The sequence below is a fragment of the Pseudovibrio axinellae genome (assembly GCF_900110875.1).
GTDB lineage: Bacteria > Pseudomonadota > Alphaproteobacteria > Rhizobiales > Stappiaceae > Pseudovibrio > Pseudovibrio axinellae.
The window spans coordinates 241,914-265,997 of record NZ_FOFM01000007.1 but is presented as its reverse complement, the minus strand read 5'-3'; the positions used below and the strand labels follow the sequence as shown (position 1 = coordinate 265,997).

The following is a 24,084-nucleotide window of genomic DNA, read 5'->3' as shown; positions in this document are numbered from 1 at the left end:
AGCGTTTTGCTATGGTTGTTTTAGCGGTATCTTCTGCTGTGGTTGCCTCGTTCGGGTGGGCATGTGGGTCTATGATGGCTCATACCCCGGTGAGAACTGTCGGGGTTTTTGAGTTTACTCGTATTCAGCTTTTGACATCTGGCGGGATTTTGTGCGCCCTTTGCACTGCGCTTGGTTATTGGCAAAGCGTGGTTTGGACCCAGTGGCCAGCATTTGCCTTGAGTGTGATTGTGAGTGTTATTATCGGCAATCTTGCAATGATGGAGTGTTTGCGCCGCGCTGGGCCGCGTAAAACTGAGCTGTTGCTTTCTCTAAAAACACCCATTGTTGCTGCTTTGGCTTTTCTGTTCCTGGGCGAGACCTTGAGCCTGGGAGAGTTGGGCGGGATCGGGATTGCGCTTTTCGGGATTTGCCTTGCGATTCTTTTCGGCAGCTCTGGTCAAGACGAGGCGTCTGTTTCTAGGCGCGACTTGTTGCTGATTGTTGTGCTTGGGGTGATTGCAGCCGCATCACAAGGGGTTGGATTCCTTGTTTTAAAACCTGTGCTAAGTGCAGGAACTGAGCCGCTGGCTGCCTCTGCTGTGCGGATTATGGGGGCGGCCTTTGTGGTGTCTTTGGCTGGATTAATGCCGCTTAAAGCTGTACGTCCGATTGCAGAAATGAACTGGCTGCTGCTGTTGCGGGTGATCGTTCCTGGGTTCATTGGTTATGGGATTTCTGTGTCGCTGCTGCTTTATGCGTATGCGCATTATGACGCAGCGGTCGCAACTGTGCTTGGCTCCCTCTCGCCGGTCTTTGTTCTTCCGTTGCTGTGGCTCAGAACCGGAAACATGCCTCATCCTTTGGCATGGGCGGGCGCTTTACTTTCACTTTCGGGGGCAGCAGTTATCTTGCTTTAGTCAGCGATGAATACAGGCTCAGCCTTCAAAGGTTGAGGTTTTGGTCTGCCTTGCTGAAGGCCTTGCAGATGTTGCCCTCGCACATGCAAGCAGCACTGCGAGGGCGGTTAGAGCAATTAATTGAGAGAACTGCGCTCATTTGTGTGGGCTTTTCTTTTAAGCAGCTTCTATCTGCGTTGCTGGAACTGTCTTTCTTTTTGCCGCAAGCACAATCAACGTCAGGCCAAGCAGGAGGAATTCTGCGATGACGCCGCTGTACCAGATTCCAACCTCACCCATAAAGAAGGGTAATAAGAATGTGAGGGGAATGGCAAAGAGGTAGGTTCTGGAGAGCAACAGAATAGTTGCACGTTGAGCATCTCCAATCGCTTGATAGAAAGTACCAGTGATCATTAATGGGCCAAACAGGAAGAATACCATTGTGATGATGGGCGTGATGCGAGCCACTTCTGCGATGGTCGCAGTATCATCAACGAAAATGAACCCTAGCTGATCGCTGAACATGAAATATAAAGCCTGCACCACGCTGCAATATACCAATGCAATAAGGATTGCCGTTTTTATGGAACTGGCTGTTCTCTCATGGTTTTGCGCTCCATAGTTATTACCTACGATGGATTGAAAGGCCATGCTGAGGCCAAGCAACGGCAGGAATGTTAAGGTTGTCACTCTTGTAACAATGCCATAAGCGCCCGCTGTTGCTTCGTAATTAGTGCCTGCCCACAGCTGAATGGCATACAGGACTGTGGCTGCCATGAGTGAAACACCGATATATCCAAGACTGGAAGGAATACCGAGCGCGAGCAGTGAGTTCCACTGAAAGCGGACGGGCCTCCATTTAAAAAAGGAAAAATGCCGGTGTTTGAGTGTGTAGTAGGCAACGAGCGCCGTGAGTGAGAGCAGTTGAGCTGTGAGCGTGCCATAGGCTGACCCAGGTACACCCCAGCCGAACTGTGCCACAAACAGCCAGTCAAAGAAGATGTTTAAAGACGCACCGCTAAGGGTGACTGCTGTCATGAGGGGGAGCAACCCTTCACACCGCAGCCTGTCGATGTTGATGGACAGGATAAAGCCCAGAGGAGACCCGATGATGAGGATCGCCATATATTGGTAGCCAATCTCGGCGAGTTCTGGTGTGCCGTTGGTTAAAAAGAGTGCCAGTTGAAACCCGAGTGTTACGAAAAACAGGATCAGCACCGCGCAGACAATCAATGCAAGAAAGATTGAACTGTCGATCATTTTCTTGGCAGTACGTTGGTTGTTCGCGCCCAAAGCTCTTGCATAGATGCTGGCGAAGCCGTTGGACACCAACGTAAACAGGGCCACAAGCACCATGAACAAGGGGAACATGAGTGTGACACCTGTCAGTGCCTGTGTGCCGACATACTTACCTAGAAAATAGGCGTCGACAACCGTGTGAAGACCGTTGACCAACATCACAATTGTGATCGGGATCGCGGTTTTTACGAACAAAAAAGGTATGGAGCCGGACAAGAAAATATTGTCTGGCTTAGATTGAGGTATTTCAGACATCAAAACGACTTTCTGTTTCTGATGCGGAGAGTTTCTGGAGCTCGCGTTGCCAGTGACCGCAAAATTGTGCGGTTTGATGTTGAAGGATGGAGCTTCACCAAAGCGAATGCTTGCGAGCGGCGGGTGCCCTGACCCAAACGGACCATAGATCGTGCTTTTTGAAGTGGCAAGGGGGAGAGCACGCATTGAGCAAGAATTGCAAAGTGTGGTTGTTGAGCTTGACGTTGCCCGTGTTGAAGACCTACTTGTTGTTCAATGATTTAAGTTAGAAAGGTCCGCCCCATGGCAAAAGCAATTCACATGATGATCCGCGTGCTGGATGAAGAGCGCTCCCTAGCGTTCTACCGTGTCGCATTTGGATTGGATGTTGCAAAGCGGTTGGATTTTGACAGTTTTACGCTAGTTTATCTGCGTAACGCTGAAAATGATTTTGAAGTTGAATTAACCGTCAATAAAGAGCGCACTGAAGCTTACACGCTTGGCGATGGATATGGTCATATTGCATTTTGTGTCGACAATCTTGATGGTGAATATGCCCGCTTCAAAGAAGAAGGACTTGCCCCGGAAGATATCAAAGAGTTCTTTGTAGAGGGCAAATTGCTTGCACGGTTTTTCTTTGTGACCGACCCAGATGGCTATCGGATTGAAATGCTGCAGCGCCATGGCAGATACCAATAGGACGGTTTGAAACACTCAATATTCGATCTCTTTTTCCGCAAATGTTGGGGGAGAGCTTCTTGCAAGCTCTTCTTGGCTGTAGCTGTTGAAGGTTTGGGTGAAGCCGTCGCGTAGTGTGTAGTGCGGTTGCCAGTCAAAATTTTCCAGATAGTTGGTTACATCCAAAGCACAGTCAAAGTCGCGGAACGGGAAATAGCCCCTAGGTGGGATGCCCGGTGCCACGTCTTCTCCGTAAAGGATATCTGGCTTGATTCCGGCAATCTTGCAAAGCATCTTTACCCATTGCTCAATCGTGAGAATGTGCGGATCTGCCAAGTTTACAGCGCAAGTGGGCATCGCATGCATTGCCAGCAGGTATAGGATAAAACTGGCAAGGTCTTCTTCATGCAGGAACTGAAGCTTGGTCCTTCCATCTGCAGGAAGAATGATCGGGCGCTCCGTTAGAGCACGCGCCCAAACGAATTGCTCGCAGTCAATATTATTGTGCGGCCCATAGAGATAGGGGGGGCGGAGTGCGATCGCAGGAGTATGTTCCTGACTGAGCAGAAATTCGTCGGCTGCAGATTTGCCTCTGCCATAATCACCCCAAACACTTGCACCGCCAATCGGGTCTTTCTCGCCAGGCAGATGGTTCTTGGTTTCTTTGTACACGGCAGCACTGGAAAGGTGGATCCATTTTTTTGCGTGAATGCCAAAAATATTGAATGCAAGTTCTGCCTGTGCGCGGGTGTAAGCGCTTGTATCGATTACGGCTTCGTAGCGGCCAGCTGTTTGCTGCATGGCGAAGGGGTCATTCCTGTCTGCGATCAGCTGGTTTGTTCCCGGCACAGGCTGTGAACCTCTATTGAGCAAGGTTACATTATAGTCCTTCGAAAGTAATGCGGGAACGAGAGAGGCTCTCACAAATCCTGACCCACCTATGACTAACAACTTATGCATATTTTGCAGTGCCTTAGACCTGTGCGCATTGGGTGTAGAACGACCATTATGGTGGGGTTGGAAAAAACTGTCTATCTAGGAATAGTTGAGGACCCATCCAGTTTCGTTGAATTATTGAACCTTGCAAAACCCAAGGGGAAGCGGCACAAATGGTCAACTTTAATTTGCAAAAACGGGGACATTGACCCATGGCATCCAACAAGCTCTTGCTTTTTCCTGGTGACGGAATTGGTCCGGAAATTATGGAAGAAGTAAAAAAGGTTATCAGCTGGCTCAGTGAGAATGGCGAAGACACCTTTGAATATGAAGAAGGCCTTGTTGGGGGCAGTGCTTACGACGTTCATGGTTGCGCTATTTCTGAAGAAGATATGGTGAAAGCACAGGCAGCTGATGCTGTCATCTTCGGTGCTGTTGGTGGACCGAAGTGGGATGATGTGCCTTATGATGTTCGTCCAGAGGCAGGGTTATTGCGTCTGCGTAAGGACCTTGGACTGTTTGCAAACCTGCGCCCGGCGATTTGTTACCCGGCTTTGGCTGATGCATCTTCGCTGAAGAAAGACATCATTGAAGGCCTGGACATTCTGATCGTTCGCGAGCTGACAGGTGGTGTTTATTTCGGTGAACCGAAAGAAATCATCGAGCTGGGCAATGGCCAGAAGCGCGGAATTGATACGCAGGTTTATGACAGCTACGAGATTGAGCGCATTGCTGGTGTTGCATTTGACCTTGCACGGACCCGTGGTAACAAAGTTTGTTCCATGGAAAAACGCAATGTGATGAAGTCCGGCGTGCTTTGGAATGAGGTTGTTACATCAACACACAAAGCTGACTATGCGGATGTTGAACTGGAACATATGCTGGCAGATGCTGGTGGCATGCAGTTGGTTCGCTGGCCGAAACAGTTCGATGTTATTGTAACTGACAACCTGTTTGGCGATATGCTTTCTGATGTTGCTGCAATGTTGACCGGCTCGCTGGGTATGCTGCCTTCCGCCTCTTTGGGCGCGACGGATGAAACAACTGGCAAGCGCAAAGCGCTGTATGAGCCTGTGCACGGTTCGGCTCCAGATATTGCAGGCGCAGGTGCAGCCAACCCGATTGCAATGATTGCCAGCTTTGCAATGGCCCTGCGCTACTCCTTCCAGAAGATTGCAGAGGCAGATATGCTTGAGAAGGCAATCTCCAACGCATTGGATAAAGGGTTGCGGACCAAGGATATTGCTCAGCAAGGTGAAGCCACGATCACAACCGCGCAAATGGGCGATGCAATTGTTGCTGAACTCAATGCTTTGGCGGGTGTGTCTGCCTGATTGGGCGGATGCTAACTAAAAGAACTGACGAAGGGCCTCTGATTGATCAGTGGTCCTTGTGTTTTTCCATCTCGTTGAAAATCCAATCGCGGAAGAGCTTTATTTTTTTATGGTTTCGCTGTGTTTCGCGATAGACCAACCAGATTGGTTTTGCTGCCACGCACTCTAACTCGAATGGCTGAACCAATAGCCCGTCCCGGAGCGCGGAAGCGTAAAAGATCGGCGACAATATTGCTATACCGTGGCCGGCTATCGCGATATTGCCATCAACGGCTTGCGTGCCCATTCGCGAATGGTGCTGGTTTGAAAAATCGGGATTTTTGATACCAGCAGCCTCAAACCAATCAATCCACCATGGATCACTTGCGTCAATAAGAGGAAACCTAAGCAGATCATCGGGGCTCTTAATTTCGCCGATGCTCTCTAGCAGTTTCGGGCTGAGCATGGGCGTATATGTAATCTCCGCGAGTTTTTCTGTGCAGAGGCCCGGCCACTTTCCCCATGCATGCCGGATTCCAATATCAAAATCTGAAGAGGCGAAATCAACGACATTACCGCTGGTATCCAGTTGCACTGCAATCTTGGAGTTTTCCATCTGGAAGGCGCCGATACGCAAAGACAGCCAGTTCATTGCAAACGTGGGCAGCACGGTTAATTTTAGCGTGAAGTCCCCCGTCTCCTGCAACGCAGAAAACCCAGTGCGGATCGATTGAAATGCCTCACTGGCAACGGCGGCAAACTGCGCACCTGCTTCTGTCAGAATAACCTGCCGTCCCACACGGTTGAATAAAGGTTTGCCCGTACGGTCCTCCAGTACCTTAATCTGGTAGCTCACGGCGGCCTGTGTCATTCCCAGCTCTTGCGCTGCGCGGGTGAAGTTGGAGTGTCTGGCGGCAGCTTCAAATGCACGAAGCGCGTTGAGGGGAGGTAAGCTGTTTGCCATCCTAGATAAATACTCCTTATGTATTGATCCTTATATTCGATTGGACTGAAAATTCAATTTCCGCCATTAGTTATCCCAACAAACCGAGGAAAAACCATGGCAAATTGTGTAGATGAAGTTCAGATATCAAGTGTTAAGTCCCATAATAAAACAAGCTTATTCAGATCGGTAGCTGGATTATTCAAGTCTTCTTTCTCCCGCAAAGAGAAGATCATTTGCAACGGTCAACTGTCGCCATATTTAGAAAGGGATATCGGATTTGGAACTCACACAGGACCATCCATCCGATAAATAAACATAAGGTTTTTATATATATTGTTTCGCCCCAAAGGCCCTTTGATCCGCTCCGCCGCTTATGTCGCCCCTCAAACGCCATAGGTTGATTAGCAACTGTTCCCCAGACAAATCCCGTTGTTTTTGAACATGACAAATAAGCGAGGAGCTGCCCAAGCAGCTCCTGCAAGGCTTAGCTTTACGGCCTTCAAGGGGCCTTTGGTATAAGGGGTAGTGGTGGTTGGTGGGCAGGAAGTTCGATTAGTTTCATTTCACTGCCGCTTACATCAAAGTCTTCAAAGTCGACCGTTCGCAAAGTCTGGTTCTCATAGGTCTTGATGTAGAACTTCTTTGCCTTCATGTCTGAGATCGCAGTCCACTGGGTATAGTCGTCATCCGTCTTTCCCTCGGATTCTGATGAGGTGGGAGAGCGAACAAAGCCTATGGGAATGTCAAAGTTATTGAGGACGTGCTCCATGGTGGTGAGCGGTGCTTTATTGAGGTCGGAGGCATCGACTGTCGTAATGAACCCAAGTGCGCGAATAAAGCGAGACGGTGGGGTTGGGTCTCCAGGAATACCAAGCAAGCCGGAACCCTGTCCAAACGGGGCGAGTTGCTCGCCCATGATGTCTTTGGAGTCGACGTTGAAGGGAGACAGAAAAAGGTAGTTACGGATGTTCTGCGTGTGCCATTCAAAATCAGGCGAATTGGTAAGCACACTGTAGGGGTTGTCGTAGACCTTTATCTCCCCATTCATCGGTTCAATGACAATGGAGTGCCCCTCTGTGTCATGTAGTGTGTAATGCAGCGGAGGGATCTCATTCATCGGCTTGTAAAAGCTGGCGACAAGTGAAACCTGATCCAGACCAGCCTTGACATCATCCACGGTTTTGAAATTGGAGAGCACCCAAGTCAGGAAGTCGACTGGGGAGACCTCATTGGCGCGCGTTTTGGGATCATCGGCCGGGTTTTTGTAGCCTGCATAACCTGGGAAATAGAGCGCGCCGCCAGACAGGCCATGCTCGTTTATGCCGTCCACAAGTGCAAAGCTATCGAAAATACTGGCACCAATCACCGCGTATTTACCTTTCCAGCTATGCCCGGGCTGCTCGTTGATCTGTGAGGCAAATTCATAGCCTCGCGGGATCAAGCCGACCTTTGTGGGAAGCAGTTGAGCGAACTCCATGGTGCGACCATACATTCTGCTGCCGTCGGTTGCCGTTAGGGTAAAGCTTGTGCAGGCGTTTGCGGCGACTGGCACTATAATAAATGCAAGTGCTGCCAGAGCGAGCTTGAAAACGGCAAGAGCGTTGGCTGTGATACGCGTGAACATTTGGCCTCCGTTGCGGGTGTTTCTGTCAGCAAGTGTCCGCCATAAACACGAATGTTCTGTTAGATCATCACGGCGCTTTAGGATTGGTTTTTGGCAAGTTCGGAGAGCTGATGTTAATCACGGGTGTTAGGTGTGCGATGTGGTTGCGTTGAAAACTTCAGTGCGGCATAAGCGTGAGCCAAGACAAGTTTGAGAAACAATGCTGGAAGAAATAGCATGGATGAACGTTTGACGCCTTTCCTCGGAACCTGGATTCTGGATCCAGACCTTTCAAGATATGAGCAGGGCTCAGTGCCACTGGGTGGCAGCCTGAAAATTATTGAGAAGGGCGGCGAGATTGGTTTCTTCATGAAAACCGTTGAGGGTGATGGGGAGACAGTGGCAGCTAACTTCTCCGGTATTCCTGACGGCGAAGATCGCCCGATGCCTCAGAACCCGTTTGCCGATACATTGTCCCTGAGCCTGGAAGCTGGGCAGATTCTGACGTCTGAAGCAAAGCGCGGAGGTCTTACCATTATGGTTGCCAAGCGTGAGCTGAATGAAAACGGATCTGAACTGACCGTCTACCAAACCGTGCATTTGCTGGATGCAGGTTCGTTTACCAACGAAGCGGTTTATGTAAGAGCGCATTGAGTGTTTTAAGTTTGTCTTAGCTTGCCTCTGTTGAACTTGGTTGTGTCTGACAAAAGAGAGTGAGAGGCAGCCATGATCACTTCCAAAAAGCTTTTGGGATTTGGCGGAGTTTTTGCAGCAGGACTGATTTCGGTCCTTTCGGGGGCACAGGCATTCAGCCTTGGGGCGGGGCCCTATATTGATAACCGCAGCTCACCCCAAGCGGTTGTTGAAAGCTATTATAATGCGATTAATAGCAAGGATTATCCGCGTGCCTATAGCTACTTCGTTTCTCCTCCCAAGGACTATGAGAAATGGAAGAGTGGCTATAGCGACACAGCATCAGTTCAGCTTCGTTATGGCACCGCGAGCGCTGATGCGGGTATGAGCCAGATTTACTGGTCTCTGCCAGTTGCGATCGAAACGCACCTCAATGATGGTAGTTCACAGGTATATGCCGGATGTTATGTGCTGCATTCAACGGACCCTGGAGTGATCACGGAGCCTCCATATTCTCCTATCGGTATTCAGAAAGGCGAGTTGAAAGCGACGGATAAGCCCTTAAATAAGGCTTTGCCGACCAAGTGTGATAATGCAGAATAGCGTTGTGACCACCTGCCTGACTGCTGCGGGGGTGCAGTGCAGCCCCGCTAGATGTAGCCGAAGAACCTTCCGCAAATCAGCATTCCTGTCCAACTCATCAGCGAGACAAGTCCTGCAGATTTAAACCGTGGAATTGTGCCTCTGGAATCCACCTGTGACAGATAGCGCCACGGCTTGTTGAAGCGCAGGAGTAGCGCATTAAGCAACGCAATCATGAGAAAGCCGGACTTTGCCCAAAAAATCGGTGAGCTGACGTAAATGCGTGCTTTTACCGAGAGCAGGAAAACGCCGGTGGTGATCGCGATCAGGGCCCCAAACAGAGCAATGCGGGTAAGTGGGCGCGCCATGTCGTAAAGTGGGATGGATCTCCACATGCCTATCATGCGCAGGTCCAGTGACACAATGGAACCGAAGAGCATTGCAAGGCCTAAAATGTGCCCGGTATTGAACGCCGGATAGACCCACCACGCATACTGAAAGACCTCAGGAAATCGTGAGCTCTCAAAATCCTTTGCGAGTTCGAGTGCGTATTGGAGAAGTTCCATTCGTTCTTCCTGAGGTTCTTGCTTAAATAAAGCCTAAAACTGGAAAGTTGTGCGAAGATGTGCAAGGGGCACCTGCCGAGATTGAGCACATGCCCACCACTTTCTCTGGTTTGGCCTCTAATTGAAGGTGTAGGACTTGTTGGAGACACTAATCCTTGGTGGAGTGCGGCTTTCTTCGAACCACGAGTAGCCTTCCTGTAAGTTCTCCCAAAAGGGCACCCACTCACTGCTTGCGTGTTTTATCATGTTTGTTTCTGTCATCCGGAACGGAAAGATGTGAGTAGGTACAGAACGTTGCCCGCCTTTTTGAGCGGTTTCGACTAGCAGGTAAATCTCTTCCATGTGTGCATCGGTCATCGCGTAGCAACCAGCAGACAAACAGTTGCCATGAACCATTAAAAATGAACCGGTCCTGTTGTTCGCTCTGTCATAGGAATTGGGAAAACCAATGTTAAAGGCGAGGTGGTTCACGCTGTGCGGGTTGAGCTGATTGCTGGAAACACGGTAGAAACCTTCAGGCGCTTGCTTGTCGCCCTCTTTGAGCTTTGGCCCTAACTTTCCAGAATACGAGCAGATTTCATAAGTTTTGAAGAGCTGGTACTGGCTGCCTTGTTGCTTCCAGACTTCCAAAGCTGCCTCTTCTTTAAAGATCCGCAGGAAGACCGGGTCATTTAGGTTCATTCCCTTTTCAGCAAGTTCGGTAGAAAGGCGAGGTGTGATGCTGCGTTTTACATCCTTGAGATCAGCCGTTTTGGCAAACCAGTATGAATGTGATGAAAAGTATGGTTGGGTAGGATCATAGCGTGTGAGCAAAATAAACGTTAGTGCGGCTATGATTGCGACTGCGCCTGCTGCAATGCTGTACTTGATGAGTGTCATAAAAGTCTTTCGGAGAAATCGGCCCAAGAGTTCTTAGATTGTATGGCACCAACACAGGAATGCCAGTGATATTTGGGGGGCTCTTGAGTGGTGGATTTTGTGCATGTGGAGTGGGGCAGGGGCGCGGAGCGTGACGGGTTTGCGGCAACCGTCATCGTGGACTGCCTTAGCTTTTCGACTGCAACATCTGTTGCGTGTGGCAGGGGAGCGCTGGTTGTGCCAGTTGCAGAGCGGGAGACTGGAAAGGCTCTGGCTGCGGAGGTTGGTGCCACTTGTGCTGGAAAGCGCCGAGAGGGTGGTTTCACGCTGTCACCGCCAAGCCTAATGAACCTTGATGCGGGGGACATGTTGGTCTTGCCCAGCCCGAATGGAGCAACGCTTTCTGCATTGCCTCGAGAGGGCAGAGTGTTTGCGGGTACTCTTAGAAATGCAGCCGCACTCGCCTCTTATCTCAAAGAGGTTCCCGGTAAGATCTTACTTTTGGCAGCTGGAGAGAAGTGGCCGGATGGCAGTTTGCGCCCGGCGTTTGAGGATCAACTCGCGTGCGGTGCCCTGGCGCATTTGTTGGAAAGCCCGATGTCGCCAGAAGCATCGATGGCGCGTGCTGGATATCTGTCGTTTGCTGAGGGTTTGCACGAGGCTTTGCAAGGCTGTGTGAGTGGGCAGGAGCTCTCACGGCATGGATATGCGTGTGATGTGGAGTGGGCAGCCCAGCAGGACAGTGAGACGTGTGTGCCAGAACTACTGCAAATCAATTGTGCTAACCAGGTGCTGAGTGCCTTCGTAGATGTTTCAACCCCAGACATCGCGGGCTCAAAAGTTGAGCTTACATCAGGGTTTATTTTGCCTGAATGAAGTTTCTTGTCTGCTAAGCCTTGTATCCTGCCGTTTTTGCTGGTGCGATGTTGCCACGCATTGGAGACGCTCAAACACTGCTAAAACAATGGTTATTGACAAATGTTTCGCGTCAAGGCATGAAACTGGCGATCTATTTTTTTGGGAAAGAGTTACGCGGAATGTTCCTTCGCACGACCGACAAAATGAAATTCATGCGCACCGTGGTTAAATCCGCGGGCATGATGTCGGCTGCAAAAGTGACCGTGAAGACAACCAAGACAATCACCACGAAAACGACAAAGACCACCGTCTAAGGTGCCACTCTTTCCCGCGCTCTCCCCGGGACGGAGGGCGCCAAACGGCTCCTCGGGCTCAGGTAGCCTCCGGAAGCCAGCGGGGGAGACGAAGAGGACAAGACCAATGGGTTATAAGATTGCGATCGCAGGTGCTACCGGCAATGTGGGTGCGGAGATGCTGGATATTCTGGCAGAGCGCGGTTTTCCTGCTGATGAAGTGATTGCACTGGCGTCTCGCCGCTCTCAGGGCAAGGAAATCTCCTTTGGTGACAGAACGCTGAAGGTGAAAGCAATGGAGAACTTCGATTTCTCCGATGTTGATATCTGTCTCATGTCAGCTGGTGGTTCTATTGCAAAAGAATGGGCACCAAAGATCGCGGCCAAAGGGTGTGTTGTCATCGATAACTCATCTGCATGGCGCTATGACCAAGATGTGCCGCTGATCGTTCCTGAAGTGAACGCAGATGATATTGTTGACTTTAAAAAGAAAAACATCATCGCGAACCCGAACTGTTCCACTGCTCAGCTGGTTGTTGCTCTAAAGCCTATTCACGAAAAAGCTGGTATCAAGCGTCTTGTTGTTTCAACCTACCAATCTGTTTCTGGTGGCGGTAAAGAAGCGATGGATGAGCTGTTTAACCAGACCCGTGCTGTGTTTGTGAATGATCCGGTTGAGCCGCAAAAGTTCACGAAGCGCATTGCGTTTAACGTCATTCCACATATCGACGATTTCATGGAAGATGGGTACACTAAGGAAGAGTGGAAGGTTCTTGCGGAAACCAAGAAAATTCTCGATCCGACCATCAAAGTGACTTGTACTGCTGTTCGTGTTCCTGTGTTCGTTGGTCATGGTGAGAGCGTGAACATGGAGCTTGATAGTCCCCTGAGCGTGGAAGAAACTCAGGATCTGTTGCGCGAAGCTCCGGGCATTCTGGTTGTCGACAAGCGTGAAGATGGCGGCTACGTCACTCCTTACGAGTGCGCTGGCGAAGATGCGACCTATGTGTCCCGTATCCGCGAAGATGCGACTGTTGAGAACGGCCTGAACATGTGGGTTGTTTCCGACAATTTGCGCAAGGGTGCTGCACTGAACACCGTTCAGATCGCCGAGGTTCTCGTCAATCGCGGCCTGATCCAGCCAAAGGCAAAAACGGCAGCTTAAGCTAGATGGCAGAAAACGAAATTACGAAGGGCACCTTTTAAGGTGCCCTTTTTGGTGCAGGGTAGAGATAAATATTGCTATGGACGGTGTGCAATTCTCCCTCCTAAATGCTCTCTCGTGTGCAAGAAGCGTTAGACATGATTGAGTCCTTTGCTGACGTTCAACAGCTCCCAGTTTCTCGCGGATGAAACAAAGCTGGTGTGTGACCAGAGTTGCCGTTCGCTGTTGCATGCATGAAAATCGATAGTGCAGCCAGCCTGTTTCCAGCCTCAGGCGCCCCATTAAATGTCTTAATGGGCTCTATAAACTCCTGATTGAGGTTAGATCATAAATTCACTTCCCATTTGCCACGTGTTGACTACAGTAATAGAAATTAGACTCAATACTATCTAAAATTTTTGGAATTGTTTTCACGTGACGGAAGAACAAATTACCAGGACCGCCCAGTCTTGTTTTCAAGGTTGCCCCACAATCGTCCTCGGCAGCGGGGCATCAATGCCCCATGGGCTTCCCAGTATGGGCGAATTGAGCACTTACCTTTTCGAGAATATCGAGACCGACGGTGATGCTGAACATGACGCGTGGCTATTGGTCAAGACAGCGCTGTCCAACAACGATCACCTTGAGGCGGCTTTGGAAGGTAAAACACTGCCTCCATCGCTCCTGTCAAAAATTGTAGGTCTGACTTGGAGTTGCGTGAACGCCAAAGACAAGCAGCTTTTGGAAACCGCTGCCCACGATGGAGAGTTTGCTTTGGGCAGACTATTGGACAACATGTTCAGCAGTACTCATAGCGAGGTACATGTGGTCACGACAAATTATGACCGCGTTGCCGAGTTCGCTTGCAACTCCAAGAACGTGTTGTTTCAGACTGGCTTTGCGCCAGGTTACATTCAAAAGTGGGAAAGTACGGGCCGGGTAAAACTGACACACGGAACCAAGGCAGCCCGCGTCGTTAAGATTTGGAAGATCCACGGGTCTCTAGATTGGTTTCGCACCGCCGATGACAGGTCTATTGGATTACCAGTGTTTGAGCTTCCGTCCAAAGATCACTACACGCCGCTTATCGTAACGCCAGGGTTAAACAAGTACGAAAAGACCTACGAGGACCCGTTCCGAACAACCATCAACGGAGCCGATGCAGCACTAAAGAACGCTTCAGCTTTCCTTTGTGTAGGTTTTGGTTTTCGAGATCAGCATATCCACCCCAAGCTCATCGAACGATGCCGGGAGCAGAACGTCCCAACAGTAGTACTGGCCCGAACGCTAACGGAAGAAGCGCAAGACTTCCTGAGAAACAAGGCCGGCACGAACTACTTGGGTATCGAACGCTCTGGAACCGGAAGCAGAGTTTACTCGCCGAGCTACCCGGAAGGCACCAATGTCGCAACACCAGATCTTTGGTCACTCGAAGGCTTCAACAGCTTAGCCCTTTAGGAAATGCAAATGTCCATTTTCGACTTCACCGACACAGAATCTCTTGGCAGCGTCATTTCAGTCGATACCGCTGCAGTCACTATCCGTATCGATGACCTGGACCGTCTCAAACGTCTCCAGGTCAATCGGTTAGTTGTTCTACAAAGCAGTAAGCCCGGTCAGCACTTAATAGGCATTGTAGTGAAGATTACCCGGAAGCCAGACACACGTGAGCTGGTGGAGGCTGAGCTTGCCGACGATGATCTTGTTCCAAATGAAAACAACTTGGTGAAAGTCACTCTCATTGGCACACTGCTCGACCGCGTCGGCACTGATCAAAACGTGTTTCGCCGTACTCTTGAGACCGTCCCGGAAATCGACGCTAACTGCTTTTCGCTGGATGGCGAACGACTTACCAAATTCATGCAAGTCATTTCTGACGTAAAAACAGAAGGCCCAAAGCTATCTCTTGGCCATTTCACGTTGGATGACGAAGCTATCGCCTATCTGAATGGGAACAAACTCTTTCAGCGCCATGCGGTAATAGTTGGCAGTACAGGTTCTGGGAAGTCTTGGACTACAGCAAGGTTACTCGATCAAATTGCCGAGTTGCCGCAAGCGAATGCCGTCTTGTTCGACATCCATGGCGAATATCGACCGCTCAAAAGCAAAGCATTCAGGCACCTTCGGATTGCCGGACCATCAGACATCGAACACAATCGTGGTTTGGCTGATGGCGTCCTTCATCTACCCTACTGGCTACTAGGCTATGAGGCCTTATTGTCGTTGTTTGTTGACCGAAGTGACCAGAATGCTCCGAACCAATCAATGATCATGACCCGTGCAATCGTTGACGCTAAAAAGAGCTCTCTTGACCCAGTCGAGCACAAAGAGGTCTTGGAGAATTTTACGATCGACAGTCCGGTGCCGTTCGATATCAACACCGCTCTCATGAAGCTTAAAGAGCTGGACACCGAGATGGTCCCAGGAACAAGGGCGGATAAGCAAGGTCCATATCATGGCAAGCTCAGCCGGTTGATTGGTCGCCTAGAAGCCAAAAGGCATGACCGTCGTCTGTCTTTCCTGTTCCAGCCTCCACCTGAATGTATGGACATGGCTTGGCTCGAGCGTATGGTTCACGCCATCTCTGCGGGGCGTGGCGCACAAGACAATAACGAAGGTGGAATCAAAATTATCGACTTTTCAGAGGTGCCGTCTGACGTGCTTCCACTGATGGTGAGCTTATTGGCTCAAATTCTCTTCTCAACCAGCCTTTGGACGAAATCTGACAAGCGCCATCCAATAGCAATTATGTGTGACGAGGCTCACCTGTACATCCCGGAACGCATGCAGGCGGATAGTGCTGACGCCGTTGCTGTTGAGATATTTGAACGGATCGCCAAAGAGGGCCGAAAGTACGGAATTGGTCTTGTTGTGATTAGTCAGCGACCATCAGAAGTAAATCGAACTGTACTCAGCCAGTGTAATAATGTGGTAGCAATGCGCCTGACCAACAGCGACGATCAAAGCGTTATCAAGCGGCTCTTACCTGATAGCCTTGGAAGCTTCGGTGACTTACTGCCCGTCCTGGATATTGGCGAGGCACTTGTTGTTGGTGATGCCAGCCTGCTGCCAACGCGAGTTCGGATCACTGAGCCAAGGATGAAACCAGATAGCCAAACTGTTGCCTTTTGGGATCGCTGGAATGAAGATACTCCAGTATCTGATACACAAACTTCTATTGGTTCCTGGCGCAAGCAAAGCTCGTCTTGATGTTGAACTAGGTTTTACCCTGTAGCGAATGGCGATGAGGGAGGGTAAGTGCTCTGCTTTATGAAGCTAAGGCTGCTCCGCTTCGGCTATCATAAAGTTACTCCCCTTACCGTGACCTCCCTTATTCTAAATTTCATGTTCACGTAAACGGGCAGCTAAGGGACCGTCCTTTAGTTCGGCGTGGGCTGGGCGGGGCTATCAGGTGAAGTAACGCATCATCTGGCGGGTTCGTTGAAACACCCCTTGAAAGCCTTTAGTGCAGGGGCCAAGCGGAAGCTGGTCACCCGAAGGGCGTCTACACTGGCATGTGTAACTGTTTTGATAGCTACAACTATCCTGATAGGCGTGACTATCATTGACAGTAAACTGGCCTGAAATGTGCGGCTCTTAGCAAAACTTGTGTTTGTTGGAGCTCACGTCGATGACTAGGCACGTGCTCCCAATGCCTTTTGGTGGAGACCTTGTTTCATACAAAAACGCCCGGGCAAGGCGAGTAGCTGATGCCGAAGACTCATATTTATCCAAGTAGCGCAGGTATTGCCTGCTCGCCTTGTCCACCTCGTTTTAAGTCTCACCACTGCATGGGTTCTATGCGGTGCAAAAGGTGTTTGTGCAGATACGTTGCGTGCGACCCATGCTAGGCTTTCCTCATGAGAGAGGCAGCATGCAGACACTTGAGATAAGATCGGCACACTATAATGAATTGCCAGCGGTTGCTCGCATGTATCGGCATTCGCGTGACAGGTGTCTTTCGTTCTTACCCAACCGATATAGTCCAAAAGAAGATCTCTGGTATTTCCAGAATGTTGTTTTTGAGAGCTGTGAACTGATTAATGTCATAAGTGACGGTCAAATCATCGGTATGATGGCTACTCAAGATGACTGGATAGAACAGCTTTATCTGGACCCAACACATTTGCGCAAAGGGATTGGTTCTGAACTCTTGAGCCAAGCTAAAGCGAAATCCTCGGGTAAGCTGAGGCTTATGTGTTTCGTTGAGAATAGCGCTGCCAGGTCATTTTATGAAGTTCACGGCTTTAAGGAAGTGAAGAGGACAAGCGGTTCGGAGAATGAAGAAGGCGCCCCGGATATTTTGTATGAATGGCGGGCCTGAGTTGCCATCGCATTGAGCGGTACTGTGCATGAGTCGAAGGCAGATACGTTAGAACTATACCCCTTAAATATCAGGGGTCATATACGGTGATTTCCGTCTGGTCTCGGCTTTCTCTGAGTGGCATTGTTTGAACGACGTCAATTCTTGGACACTGTGTTGGGAGGCACTTGAGAATGCTGAAAACTGCAAGTTATGCCAATTATAAGGCTGCTCATCGCGATGAGACTTTTACTGATTGGCTGGTAAAATCTGCAGGGCCTTTATGGAGTAGGGCCATTGAACACCCTTTCACCAGTGCAGTTGGCAATGACACGGTAAGTACTGAGGTGTTTACCCGGTATATGCTTGAGGACTATCATTATATTCAAGACCTGGCCTCAGCTCTTGGCTTCCTAATCGCCAAAGCCCCAACAATGGCTGCAAAGGCGCGGCTTGCAGACTTTGCCAGCCATGTGACTTGCGAGGAACTCGATTACTTTGTGCGAACATTCAAAGAACTGGGTGTAGAACCTGAAGTGTATTTGAATACGAAACCAAACACTGTGACCCGTGCAATTGGTGCGACTTTGCTCTCCACCGCAGGTAAAGGGCACTATGTTGATGGCATGGCAACGCTGCTTGCTTCTGAGTGGATCTATCGCGAATGGGGCATGCGCGAAGCCTTGAAGCCGCGACCAGAACGGGCTTACCTTGCTGAATTGCTCGGGGTTCTCTCAACAGATGAACTCGGTGCGTTTATCGATTGGGTCAAGCAGGAAGTGAATACTATTGGCGAAGAGGAACGTGAGAAGCGCCAAAGCGAAATCTCAGAGAGTTTCACCCATATGTGTGAACTTGAAGCTGAATTCTTCGATATGGTGAGCTGATCCCAACCCTTAGTTCTGATAGAAAATGCTCCCTATCTTGCGTGGAGCATTTTTTTTCGTGCCGTGTCGCCTGACCTATACGTTTTGCCCAGATACGGCGTTAATTGCGCCTTTTGCTTGTAACATCTTCGTGATTTATCTCGAAAATTGCAGAAATCAGTAGGATTTTGTCAAATTAGATTTTAAGGATTCATCAGATGCGGGATGCATTTTTTAAAAACAACGGGCCGGTTGGAACTTTGTTCTATTAATATCAACTATTGGTAGTTTATTTGATTTAGTTGGCTGTTTGTTGTGCGAAATTGTAGAAAATTTTCCTCTATCTGCTAGAACAGGCTCAACAAAATATGACTAAGGAATAGATATGTTCTCTCGTTCTACTGTTGCTGCCCTTGCCCTTCTCGTGGCTGTTCCTGCACAGGCTGAAACAATCCGTGTGGGTATGTCTGGTGGGTATTTCCCATTCACTTTTGTCAAGCAGGATGTCCTGCAGGGCTTTGAAGTTGACGTTGCTCGCGCGATTGTTGAGCAGACAGGTGACGACGTTGAATTTGTCACCATGAGCTTTTCTGGTTTGATCGGCGCGCTTGAAGCAGGCCGCATCGATACTGTTGCAAACCAGATCACCATTACTCCTGAGCGTGAGCAGAAATTCACCTTCTCTCAGCCGTATGTTTATGATGGTGCACAGGTTGTTGTAAAAGCAGGTAATGCAGAAATTTCAGGCGTTGAAGACCTGAAAGGCAAGAGCGTTGCTGTGAACCTTGGTTCTAACTTTGAAGCGCTTCTGCGTGAGCTGCCTTATGCTGACGAGATCCAAATAAAGACCTATGATAGCAATCTTGAGCAGGAAACAGCTCTCGGACGCGTAGATGCTTTTGTGATGGACCGTGTGAGTGCGTCTCAGGTGATCAAAGAAACTCCGCTGCCACTGGCTCTGGCTGGCTCACCGTTCTCTGAAATTCGCAATGCATTGCCATTCCGCAGTGATGAAGATGGTAAAGCTTTGGCTGCTAAGGTAGATGTTGCTATCACCGAACTTAAACAATCTGGCAAACTTGCCGAGATTTCTGAAAAGTGGTTTGGCGCAGATATTACCAAAGCTGACTAACTGCTCTGTTTTCCAAACTAACAATAATAAGACCTGATTATGCGCGCCTTAGATCTGGATTATATGCTCGGCCTTTTGCCGGTCCTCTTAAAATACCTACCCCTCACTTTGGGTATGGCAAGTGTGTCTATGGTCCTGGCGCTTATACTTGCATCGTTGTTTGCGATTATCCGCGTGGTCCGTTTTCCGGTTTTGGATTGGGTCACGCGGCTCTTCATCAGCTTCTTTCGCGGTACGCCGCTGCTCGTTCAGCTGTTTCTGTTCTACTACGGCTTACCGCAGCTGTTTCCGTCCCTAACACTGATTGACGGTATTTCGGCTGCTATTATCGGATTAACACTGCACTTTTCTGCCTACATGGCCGAGAGTATTCGTGCTGCAATTCTGGGCGTCGACCGCAGCCAGTGGGAGGCCTCCAAGTCCATCGGAATGAGCACCGGGCAGATGATGCGCCGGATCATTCTTCCGCAGGCTGCACGTGTGGCCGCGCCGACTTTGATCAACTACTTTATTGATCTCATCAAGAGCACCAGCCTGGCCTTTACACTTGGTGTTACTGAGCTGATGGGGGCTGCCCAAAAAGAGGCTGCGGGAAGTTTCCTTTACTTTGAGACGTTTATCGTCGTTGCTGTACTCTACTGGCTTGTTGTTGAAAGCCTTGCTTTCGTTCAGTCCCAAATTGAAAACCGACTATCAAAGGCTGTTTCCAGATGATCCAGATCCGCGGGCTCACAAAGATCTATAATGGTGTTCCTGTGCTCAATGGAATCGACCTTGATATCAAAAAAGGCGAACGCATAGCTATTATCGGCCCTTCAGGGACGGGAAAGTCTACATTGTTGCGTTGTCTCAACTTCCTGGAAACGCCAGAAAAGGGTGAGTACATCCTTGATGGAAAAATGATCGACGTTCAAAAGGCAAAAGCTGCTCAGATTAAAGAGATGCGCCTGAGGACAGCGTTTATATTCCAAAATTACGCGTTATTCGCCAACAAGACTGCGCGTGATAATATCGCCGAAGGTCTGATTACCGTGCGCGGAGTCGCAAAAGAACGTGCGTTAGAGCGTGCTGATCATATCCTGCAAGATATTGGCCTGGCAGATAAGGCTGATGCGTATCCTGCCTCCCTTTCTGGCGGACAGCAGCAACGTGTGGGCATCGGCCGTGCGATGGCGAGCGATGCAGAGCTGATGCTTGTTGATGAGCCGACTTCTGCTCTTGATCCTGAGTGGGTTGATGAGGTGCTGCAGCTGCTGACACGCGTTGCGCAGGCACATCAAACCATGTTGATTGTGACACACGAAATGGCGTTTGCGAAAGAAATTGCAGATCGTGTTCTGTTTATGGAAGGCGGGCGTATTGTTGAACAAGGCCCTCCCGAAAAGATCTTCACAAATCCAGAAGATCCAAGAACCCGCAGTTTTTTACGCAAGATCTTGTAGAGTGTTTTGAGAGCAGCATTATCAATCAGAGTGCTGCTCTTTTTTGTTATCGGCCAGACAATGTGTTGTTGACCTGAATTAGCTCGGCGTTGCCGCCACAAAGAAGAACACCGATACGTTCTCCATCCTCTGGCTTATAAGCACCTGAAATCAGCGCAGCTAACGCTGTTGCGCCGCCCGGCTCTACAACGAGCTGCATTTCCCTCCATAAGCGCCGCTGTGCGGCCAGAATAGCTTCGTCTTCAACAAGAACAGACTTTGCAATGTGTTTGCTTGCAATCTCGAAGGGGCGGGTGCCACAGCATTTTGCCCCCAACGCATTCGCTGCAACACTGTTCAATTCCACATCGACTGGTCTGCCAGCTTTTAGTGCCGCGTGCATGGAGCAGGAGCCGTATGGTTCAATTGCAATCACTCTGGTTGAAGTACCTGCGTAAAAACTTGCAACACCAGCTGCGAGGCCGCCACCGCCGACTGCTACTAGGATTGTGTCCATATCAGGGTTTTGTTCAGCCCATTCCAGTGCAACGGTACCCTGACCGTTGATTGTATTCACTGCGTCGTACGGGTGGATATCAATTGCGCCAGTTTGCTGCTGAAATTTTGTGCATATGGCAGCGGCGTCTGCATAGGCCGCTCCTTCAATATGCACATCTGCCCCAAAGCTACGGATCTTATCGATTTTTGCAGGGTTTGAGATTTCGGGAACAAAGATCTTGGCTTTTATGCCGAGCGCATGTGCAGCACATGCTACCGCTGCACCGTGGTTTCCTCCGGAAGCGGCTGCAACGCCGGCTTTGGGCACTGTGCAGTTTAACAATGAGTTGAATGCACCGCGTGCTTTGAATGAACCAGAGTGCTGGAGGTGCTCTAGCTTTAGTGAAATGGAGCGTTTCAGGCCGAACGTTCCGAAGCCACTGATAATTGAAGGTGTTTTACGAATGTATTTTTGAATGCGTTGATGCGCGTTTTCAATTTCTTGTTTGGATATGTACACTGTAATGGCCTGATATTTTGAATAAAGAGAAGCCTCGGCAAAACCGAGGCTTCTTTAGAATGCTAACTGTAAATTAAGCAGCAGGCATTGCGGTTTCTATGAGTTTGATGAAATAGGAACATCCATAAGGAATAGCCTCATCGTTGAAGTCGTACTTCGGATGATGCAACCCTGCAGAGTCACCGTTGCCCATAAACATGAAGGCTCCCGGCTTTTCTTCCAGATAATACGCGAAGTCTTCACCGCCCATGGTTGGTTCAGCATTTGAATCAACTTTTTCGACGCTACCAGCAATTTCTGCCGCGATTTTGGTCGCAAATTTGGTTTGGTCTGGGTGGTTTGTGGTGGTTGGGTATCCATCCTTGAAATCAAAGTCCACACCAGCACCATGTGCAGCACAAACGCCATCAACGACTTGCCTTACGCGCTCAGCGACCTGTGTGCGGACATCCTGATTGAGTGTGCGGATTGTACCGCCCAGCTTTGCTGAGTCTGGAATGATGTTGTAAGCGGTGCCGGCATTGAAGAAGGTGACTGAAACCACAGAGGATTCCAATGGACCGACATTTCGTGAGGTGATGGACTGCAACGCAGATACGACCTGAGATCCAACAACGACCGGGTCGATTGTCTTATGCGGGTATGCAGCGTGTCCGCCGACGCCTTTGATAGTGATCGTAAACTCGTCTGTTGAGGCCATCAAGGCGCCAGAGCGGGTTTCGAATTGGTCGATCGGGGTTCCTGGCAAGTTATGCAGGCCGTAAATTTCGTCCACCTGCCAGCGTGTGAAGAGACCGTCGTCCATCATCGCTTTTGCGCCTGCGCCGCCTTCTTCAGCTGGCTGGAATACAAGAATCACCGTGCCATCAAAGTTGCGGGTTTCAGCGAGGTACTTTGCGGTGCCCAGCAGCATAGCTGTGTGACCATCGTGGCCACAGGCGTGCATCGCGCCTTCGTGTTGGGATGCGTATTCTTTGCCAGTCTCTTCTGACATCGGAAGAGCGTCCATGTCAGCGCGAAGGGCAATAGATTTGCCAGCGCCGCCATTGCGTCCTTTGATAACGCCAACGACACCTGTGTGGCCGATACCAGTTGCTACTTCATCAACGCCAATCTCTTGCAGGATCTTGGCAACTTTTGCGGATGTGCGGTGAGTTTCGTAAAGAACTTCGGGATGTTCATGAATATCACGGCGCCAAGCGGTGATTTCATCGTGCATTTCTGCAAGGCGATTAATGGTTGGCATAGGAGGGCTCCCTCAAAAACTTCGGATTCTTATTGAGTTCAGAAAATGCATCCTACTTTGAACTGGTGCTGAGATCTATTGCAAGGGTAAATTAGCTGGATTGTCGTTAGTTGAGAACAATTAAACATACCAGAGCGATGACGCATTAACTACCTAGGCGTCACCTCAATCACATCATGGAATCGCTGACGTCTGTTCACATATTGCATGTGTTTAAACGATAAAATGGTGAGGCGATATGACGATTTATCGGAGTGTTTTTCGCAATAACACAGATGAAAAGCAGCACTGGATGTTTCTTAATAAAGCCAATCGGTACGTTAGTTGGTTATCAGCCAAATCCGAGTATGAAACAGGGCCTTTTGATTTTCGCCGCAACGTGTCAGTCAACCTCCTCGTGAATGGAGGCCTCTTCGGCACATCATTGCGTTACAATTCATTGCGCGACAGCTGGAGCCTGTGGCCTTTAACCAGTGACTTCTCGCTGCAGGTTGAAAAGCGCACGTTGGTTGTGGAGTGCGCGTTAACTTCGCACTATCAAAGCGGAGCAAATGTGGAATCGCTTGCTTTGTTTTTTGAGCAAATGAGTAGTCCTAACCAGTGAGCGCTGTCTTTATTGAGGCAAAAAAGTAAAGACTGATGTCTTCTTTGTCTCGTTGTCCTCTAGTTCTCGCTGAACCGGGATTTCGTAGGTTTGCAGGTGTGTGAGCTGCGAGGCTGGAAAATAGGAGCGTTGCGGGTCTCCGACCAATATGTGAGTTGGTTTCGATCGGTCGCTGCTATGCAGCCAGTTAAGAACCCTTTTGGTCATGTCCGGATCATAAAACACATCACCACAACAAATCAGATCGTATTGGGATGGAGGCTTGTTAAGCAGGTCTTCTGTTGTGCTTTTGATTGTAACTGAGTTTAGTGTTGCGTTGATAAGCGCTGCGTCTGCAGCGAACGGGTCGATATCTGCTGCGACAGCAGACCTGGCGCCTGCTTTTATCGCCGCGATGGCGACGAGGCCAGAACCGCTAGCAAAGTCCAATATGTGCTTACCTGCAACGACCTCTGGATTGTCGAGGATATAGCGGGCTAGGGCTTGTCCTCCGGCCCAGGCAAAGGCCCAGAACGGGGAGGGAAGCCCCAGTGCTTCCAGCTCATCTTCGCCCATGTGCCACAGGTCGACGTCTTCATCAGCTAAATGAAGAGAAATAGATGGCGCATGTGGAACAGGGTGAATACGAGTTTGTTCCAGTATAAACTTGCGCCGATCCGTTAGTTGCATCGTG

The 24,084-nt window shown here is 49.6% G+C and carries 24 protein-coding genes; 15 read left to right on the top strand and 9 right to left on the bottom strand.

Annotation, left to right across the window (positions count from 1 at the left end):
* Positions 1-11 precede the first annotated feature (11 nt).
* Positions 12-899 carry a DMT family transporter gene (locus BMZ51_RS16500; protein WP_068003559.1) on the top strand — a complete coding sequence of 296 codons (888 nt, stop codon included), beginning with the start codon at positions 12-14 and terminating at the stop codon, positions 897-899.
* Between the two features lie 156 nt (positions 900-1,055).
* Here BMZ51_RS16500 and BMZ51_RS16495 read toward each other — a convergent pair whose 3' ends face one another.
* Positions 1,056-2,618 (bottom strand): MATE family efflux transporter, encoded by a 1,563-nt coding sequence (locus tag BMZ51_RS16495; RefSeq protein ID WP_208979530.1) that lies wholly within the window; start codon positions 2,616-2,618, stop codon positions 1,056-1,058.
* A 96-nt stretch (positions 2,619-2,714) separates the two neighbouring features.
* Here BMZ51_RS16495 and BMZ51_RS16490 point away from each other — a divergent pair, with 96 nt between their 5' ends.
* On the top strand, positions 2,715-3,110 hold the full coding sequence (locus BMZ51_RS16490) for a VOC family protein (protein ID WP_068003562.1): 396 nt from the start codon (positions 2,715-2,717) through the stop codon (positions 3,108-3,110).
* 15 nt (positions 3,111-3,125) lie between these two features.
* Here BMZ51_RS16490 and BMZ51_RS16485 read toward each other — a convergent pair whose 3' ends face one another.
* Positions 3,126-4,049, bottom strand: coding sequence for an NAD-dependent epimerase/dehydratase family protein (locus tag BMZ51_RS16485; protein WP_074882157.1), 924 nt, complete (start codon positions 4,047-4,049; stop codon positions 3,126-3,128).
* A 188-nt stretch (positions 4,050-4,237) separates the two neighbouring features.
* On the opposite strand from BMZ51_RS16485, the gene leuB reads away from it, so the two are divergent.
* On the top strand, positions 4,238-5,359 hold the full coding sequence (leuB, locus tag BMZ51_RS16480; RefSeq protein ID WP_068003566.1) for a 3-isopropylmalate dehydrogenase: 1,122 nt from the start codon (positions 4,238-4,240) through the stop codon (positions 5,357-5,359).
* A gap of 46 nt (positions 5,360-5,405) precedes the next feature.
* On the opposite strand, the gene BMZ51_RS16475 is transcribed toward leuB, so the two are convergent.
* Together BMZ51_RS16475 and BMZ51_RS16470 are read right to left on the bottom strand one after the other, a co-directional pair.
* The gene (locus BMZ51_RS16475; RefSeq protein WP_068003568.1) at positions 5,406-6,302 is read right to left on the bottom strand and encodes a LysR substrate-binding domain-containing protein; all 897 of its coding nucleotides are present in this window, start codon (positions 6,300-6,302) and stop codon (positions 5,406-5,408) included.
* Positions 6,303-6,783: 481 nt separating this feature from the next.
* Positions 6,784-7,908 (bottom strand): choloylglycine hydrolase family protein, encoded by a 1,125-nt coding sequence (locus BMZ51_RS16470; protein WP_068003570.1) that lies wholly within the window; start codon positions 7,906-7,908, stop codon positions 6,784-6,786.
* Between the two features lie 216 nt (positions 7,909-8,124).
* Here BMZ51_RS16470 and BMZ51_RS16465 point away from each other — a divergent pair, with 216 nt between their 5' ends.
* Positions 8,125-8,541, top strand: coding sequence for a hypothetical protein (locus BMZ51_RS16465; protein WP_068003572.1), 417 nt, complete (start codon positions 8,125-8,127; stop codon positions 8,539-8,541).
* A 72-nt stretch (positions 8,542-8,613) separates the two neighbouring features.
* Complete coding sequence (locus tag BMZ51_RS16460; RefSeq protein ID WP_068003576.1) at positions 8,614-9,123, top strand: hypothetical protein; 510 nt, start codon at positions 8,614-8,616, stop codon at positions 9,121-9,123.
* Between the two features lie 47 nt (positions 9,124-9,170).
* On the opposite strand, the gene BMZ51_RS16455 is transcribed toward BMZ51_RS16460, so the two are convergent.
* Both BMZ51_RS16455 and BMZ51_RS16450 read right to left on the bottom strand, forming a co-directional pair.
* Positions 9,171-9,668: a hypothetical protein gene (locus tag BMZ51_RS16455; RefSeq protein ID WP_068003579.1), complete on the bottom strand. Its 498-nt coding sequence runs from the start codon at positions 9,666-9,668 to the stop codon at positions 9,171-9,173.
* Positions 9,669-9,785: 117 nt separating this feature from the next.
* The gene (locus BMZ51_RS16450) at positions 9,786-10,547 is read right to left on the bottom strand and encodes a L,D-transpeptidase family protein (protein ID WP_139201407.1); all 762 of its coding nucleotides are present in this window, start codon (positions 10,545-10,547) and stop codon (positions 9,786-9,788) included.
* A gap of 87 nt (positions 10,548-10,634) precedes the next feature.
* Here BMZ51_RS16450 and BMZ51_RS16445 point away from each other — a divergent pair, with 87 nt between their 5' ends.
* The 10 genes from BMZ51_RS16445 to BMZ51_RS16400 all read left to right on the top strand — a co-directional run bounded on the left by BMZ51_RS16445 (position 10,635) and on the right by BMZ51_RS16400 (position 20,564).
* On the top strand, positions 10,635-11,402 hold the full coding sequence (locus BMZ51_RS16445) for a 2-phosphosulfolactate phosphatase (RefSeq protein ID WP_068003580.1): 768 nt from the start codon (positions 10,635-10,637) through the stop codon (positions 11,400-11,402).
* 47 nt (positions 11,403-11,449) lie between these two features.
* Positions 11,450-11,698, top strand: a complete 249-nt coding sequence (locus BMZ51_RS16440; protein ID WP_139201406.1) for a hypothetical protein — start codon at positions 11,450-11,452, stop codon at positions 11,696-11,698.
* 106 nt (positions 11,699-11,804) lie between these two features.
* Entirely contained in the window at positions 11,805-12,842 is a 1,038-nt protein-coding gene (locus BMZ51_RS16435; protein WP_068003585.1) for an aspartate-semialdehyde dehydrogenase, read from the top strand.
* Positions 12,843-13,337: 495 nt separating this feature from the next.
* Positions 13,338-14,279 (top strand): SIR2 family protein, encoded by a 942-nt coding sequence (locus BMZ51_RS16430; protein ID WP_082825565.1) that lies wholly within the window; start codon positions 13,338-13,340, stop codon positions 14,277-14,279.
* Between the two features lie 9 nt (positions 14,280-14,288).
* Positions 14,289-16,031, top strand: coding sequence for an ATP-binding protein (locus BMZ51_RS16425; RefSeq protein ID WP_068003590.1), 1,743 nt, complete (start codon positions 14,289-14,291; stop codon positions 16,029-16,031).
* Between the two features lie 664 nt (positions 16,032-16,695).
* On the top strand, positions 16,696-17,145 hold the full coding sequence (locus BMZ51_RS16420; protein WP_068003592.1) for a GNAT family N-acetyltransferase: 450 nt from the start codon (positions 16,696-16,698) through the stop codon (positions 17,143-17,145).
* Between the two features lie 173 nt (positions 17,146-17,318).
* Positions 17,319-18,011, top strand: coding sequence for a TenA family protein (locus BMZ51_RS16415; protein ID WP_068003595.1), 693 nt, complete (start codon positions 17,319-17,321; stop codon positions 18,009-18,011).
* Positions 18,012-18,375: 364 nt separating this feature from the next.
* Positions 18,376-19,122: an amino acid ABC transporter substrate-binding protein gene (locus BMZ51_RS16410; protein WP_068003605.1), complete on the top strand. Its 747-nt coding sequence runs from the start codon at positions 18,376-18,378 to the stop codon at positions 19,120-19,122.
* Between the two features lie 39 nt (positions 19,123-19,161).
* Entirely contained in the window at positions 19,162-19,836 is a 675-nt protein-coding gene (locus BMZ51_RS16405) for an amino acid ABC transporter permease (RefSeq protein ID WP_068003608.1), read from the top strand.
* Positions 19,833-20,564 carry an amino acid ABC transporter ATP-binding protein gene (locus tag BMZ51_RS16400; RefSeq protein WP_068003610.1) on the top strand — a complete coding sequence of 244 codons (732 nt, stop codon included), beginning with the start codon at positions 19,833-19,835 and terminating at the stop codon, positions 20,562-20,564. The genes BMZ51_RS16405 and BMZ51_RS16400 overlap by 4 nt, the downstream gene beginning before the upstream one ends.
* A gap of 46 nt (positions 20,565-20,610) precedes the next feature.
* Here the strand turns inward: BMZ51_RS16400 and BMZ51_RS16395 are convergent, their stop codons facing one another.
* The 3 genes from BMZ51_RS16395 to BMZ51_RS16380 form a co-directional block, all read right to left on the bottom strand.
* Positions 20,611-21,561 (bottom strand): threonine/serine dehydratase, encoded by a 951-nt coding sequence (locus tag BMZ51_RS16395; RefSeq protein WP_068003612.1) that lies wholly within the window; start codon positions 21,559-21,561, stop codon positions 20,611-20,613.
* Positions 21,562-21,634: 73 nt separating this feature from the next.
* Complete coding sequence (locus BMZ51_RS16390) at positions 21,635-22,807, bottom strand: M20 aminoacylase family protein (protein ID WP_068003615.1); 1,173 nt, start codon at positions 22,805-22,807, stop codon at positions 21,635-21,637.
* 613 nt (positions 22,808-23,420) lie between these two features.
* Positions 23,421-24,080, bottom strand: coding sequence for a class I SAM-dependent methyltransferase (locus BMZ51_RS16380; protein ID WP_068003618.1), 660 nt, complete (start codon positions 24,078-24,080; stop codon positions 23,421-23,423).
* Positions 24,081-24,084 lie beyond the last annotated feature (4 nt).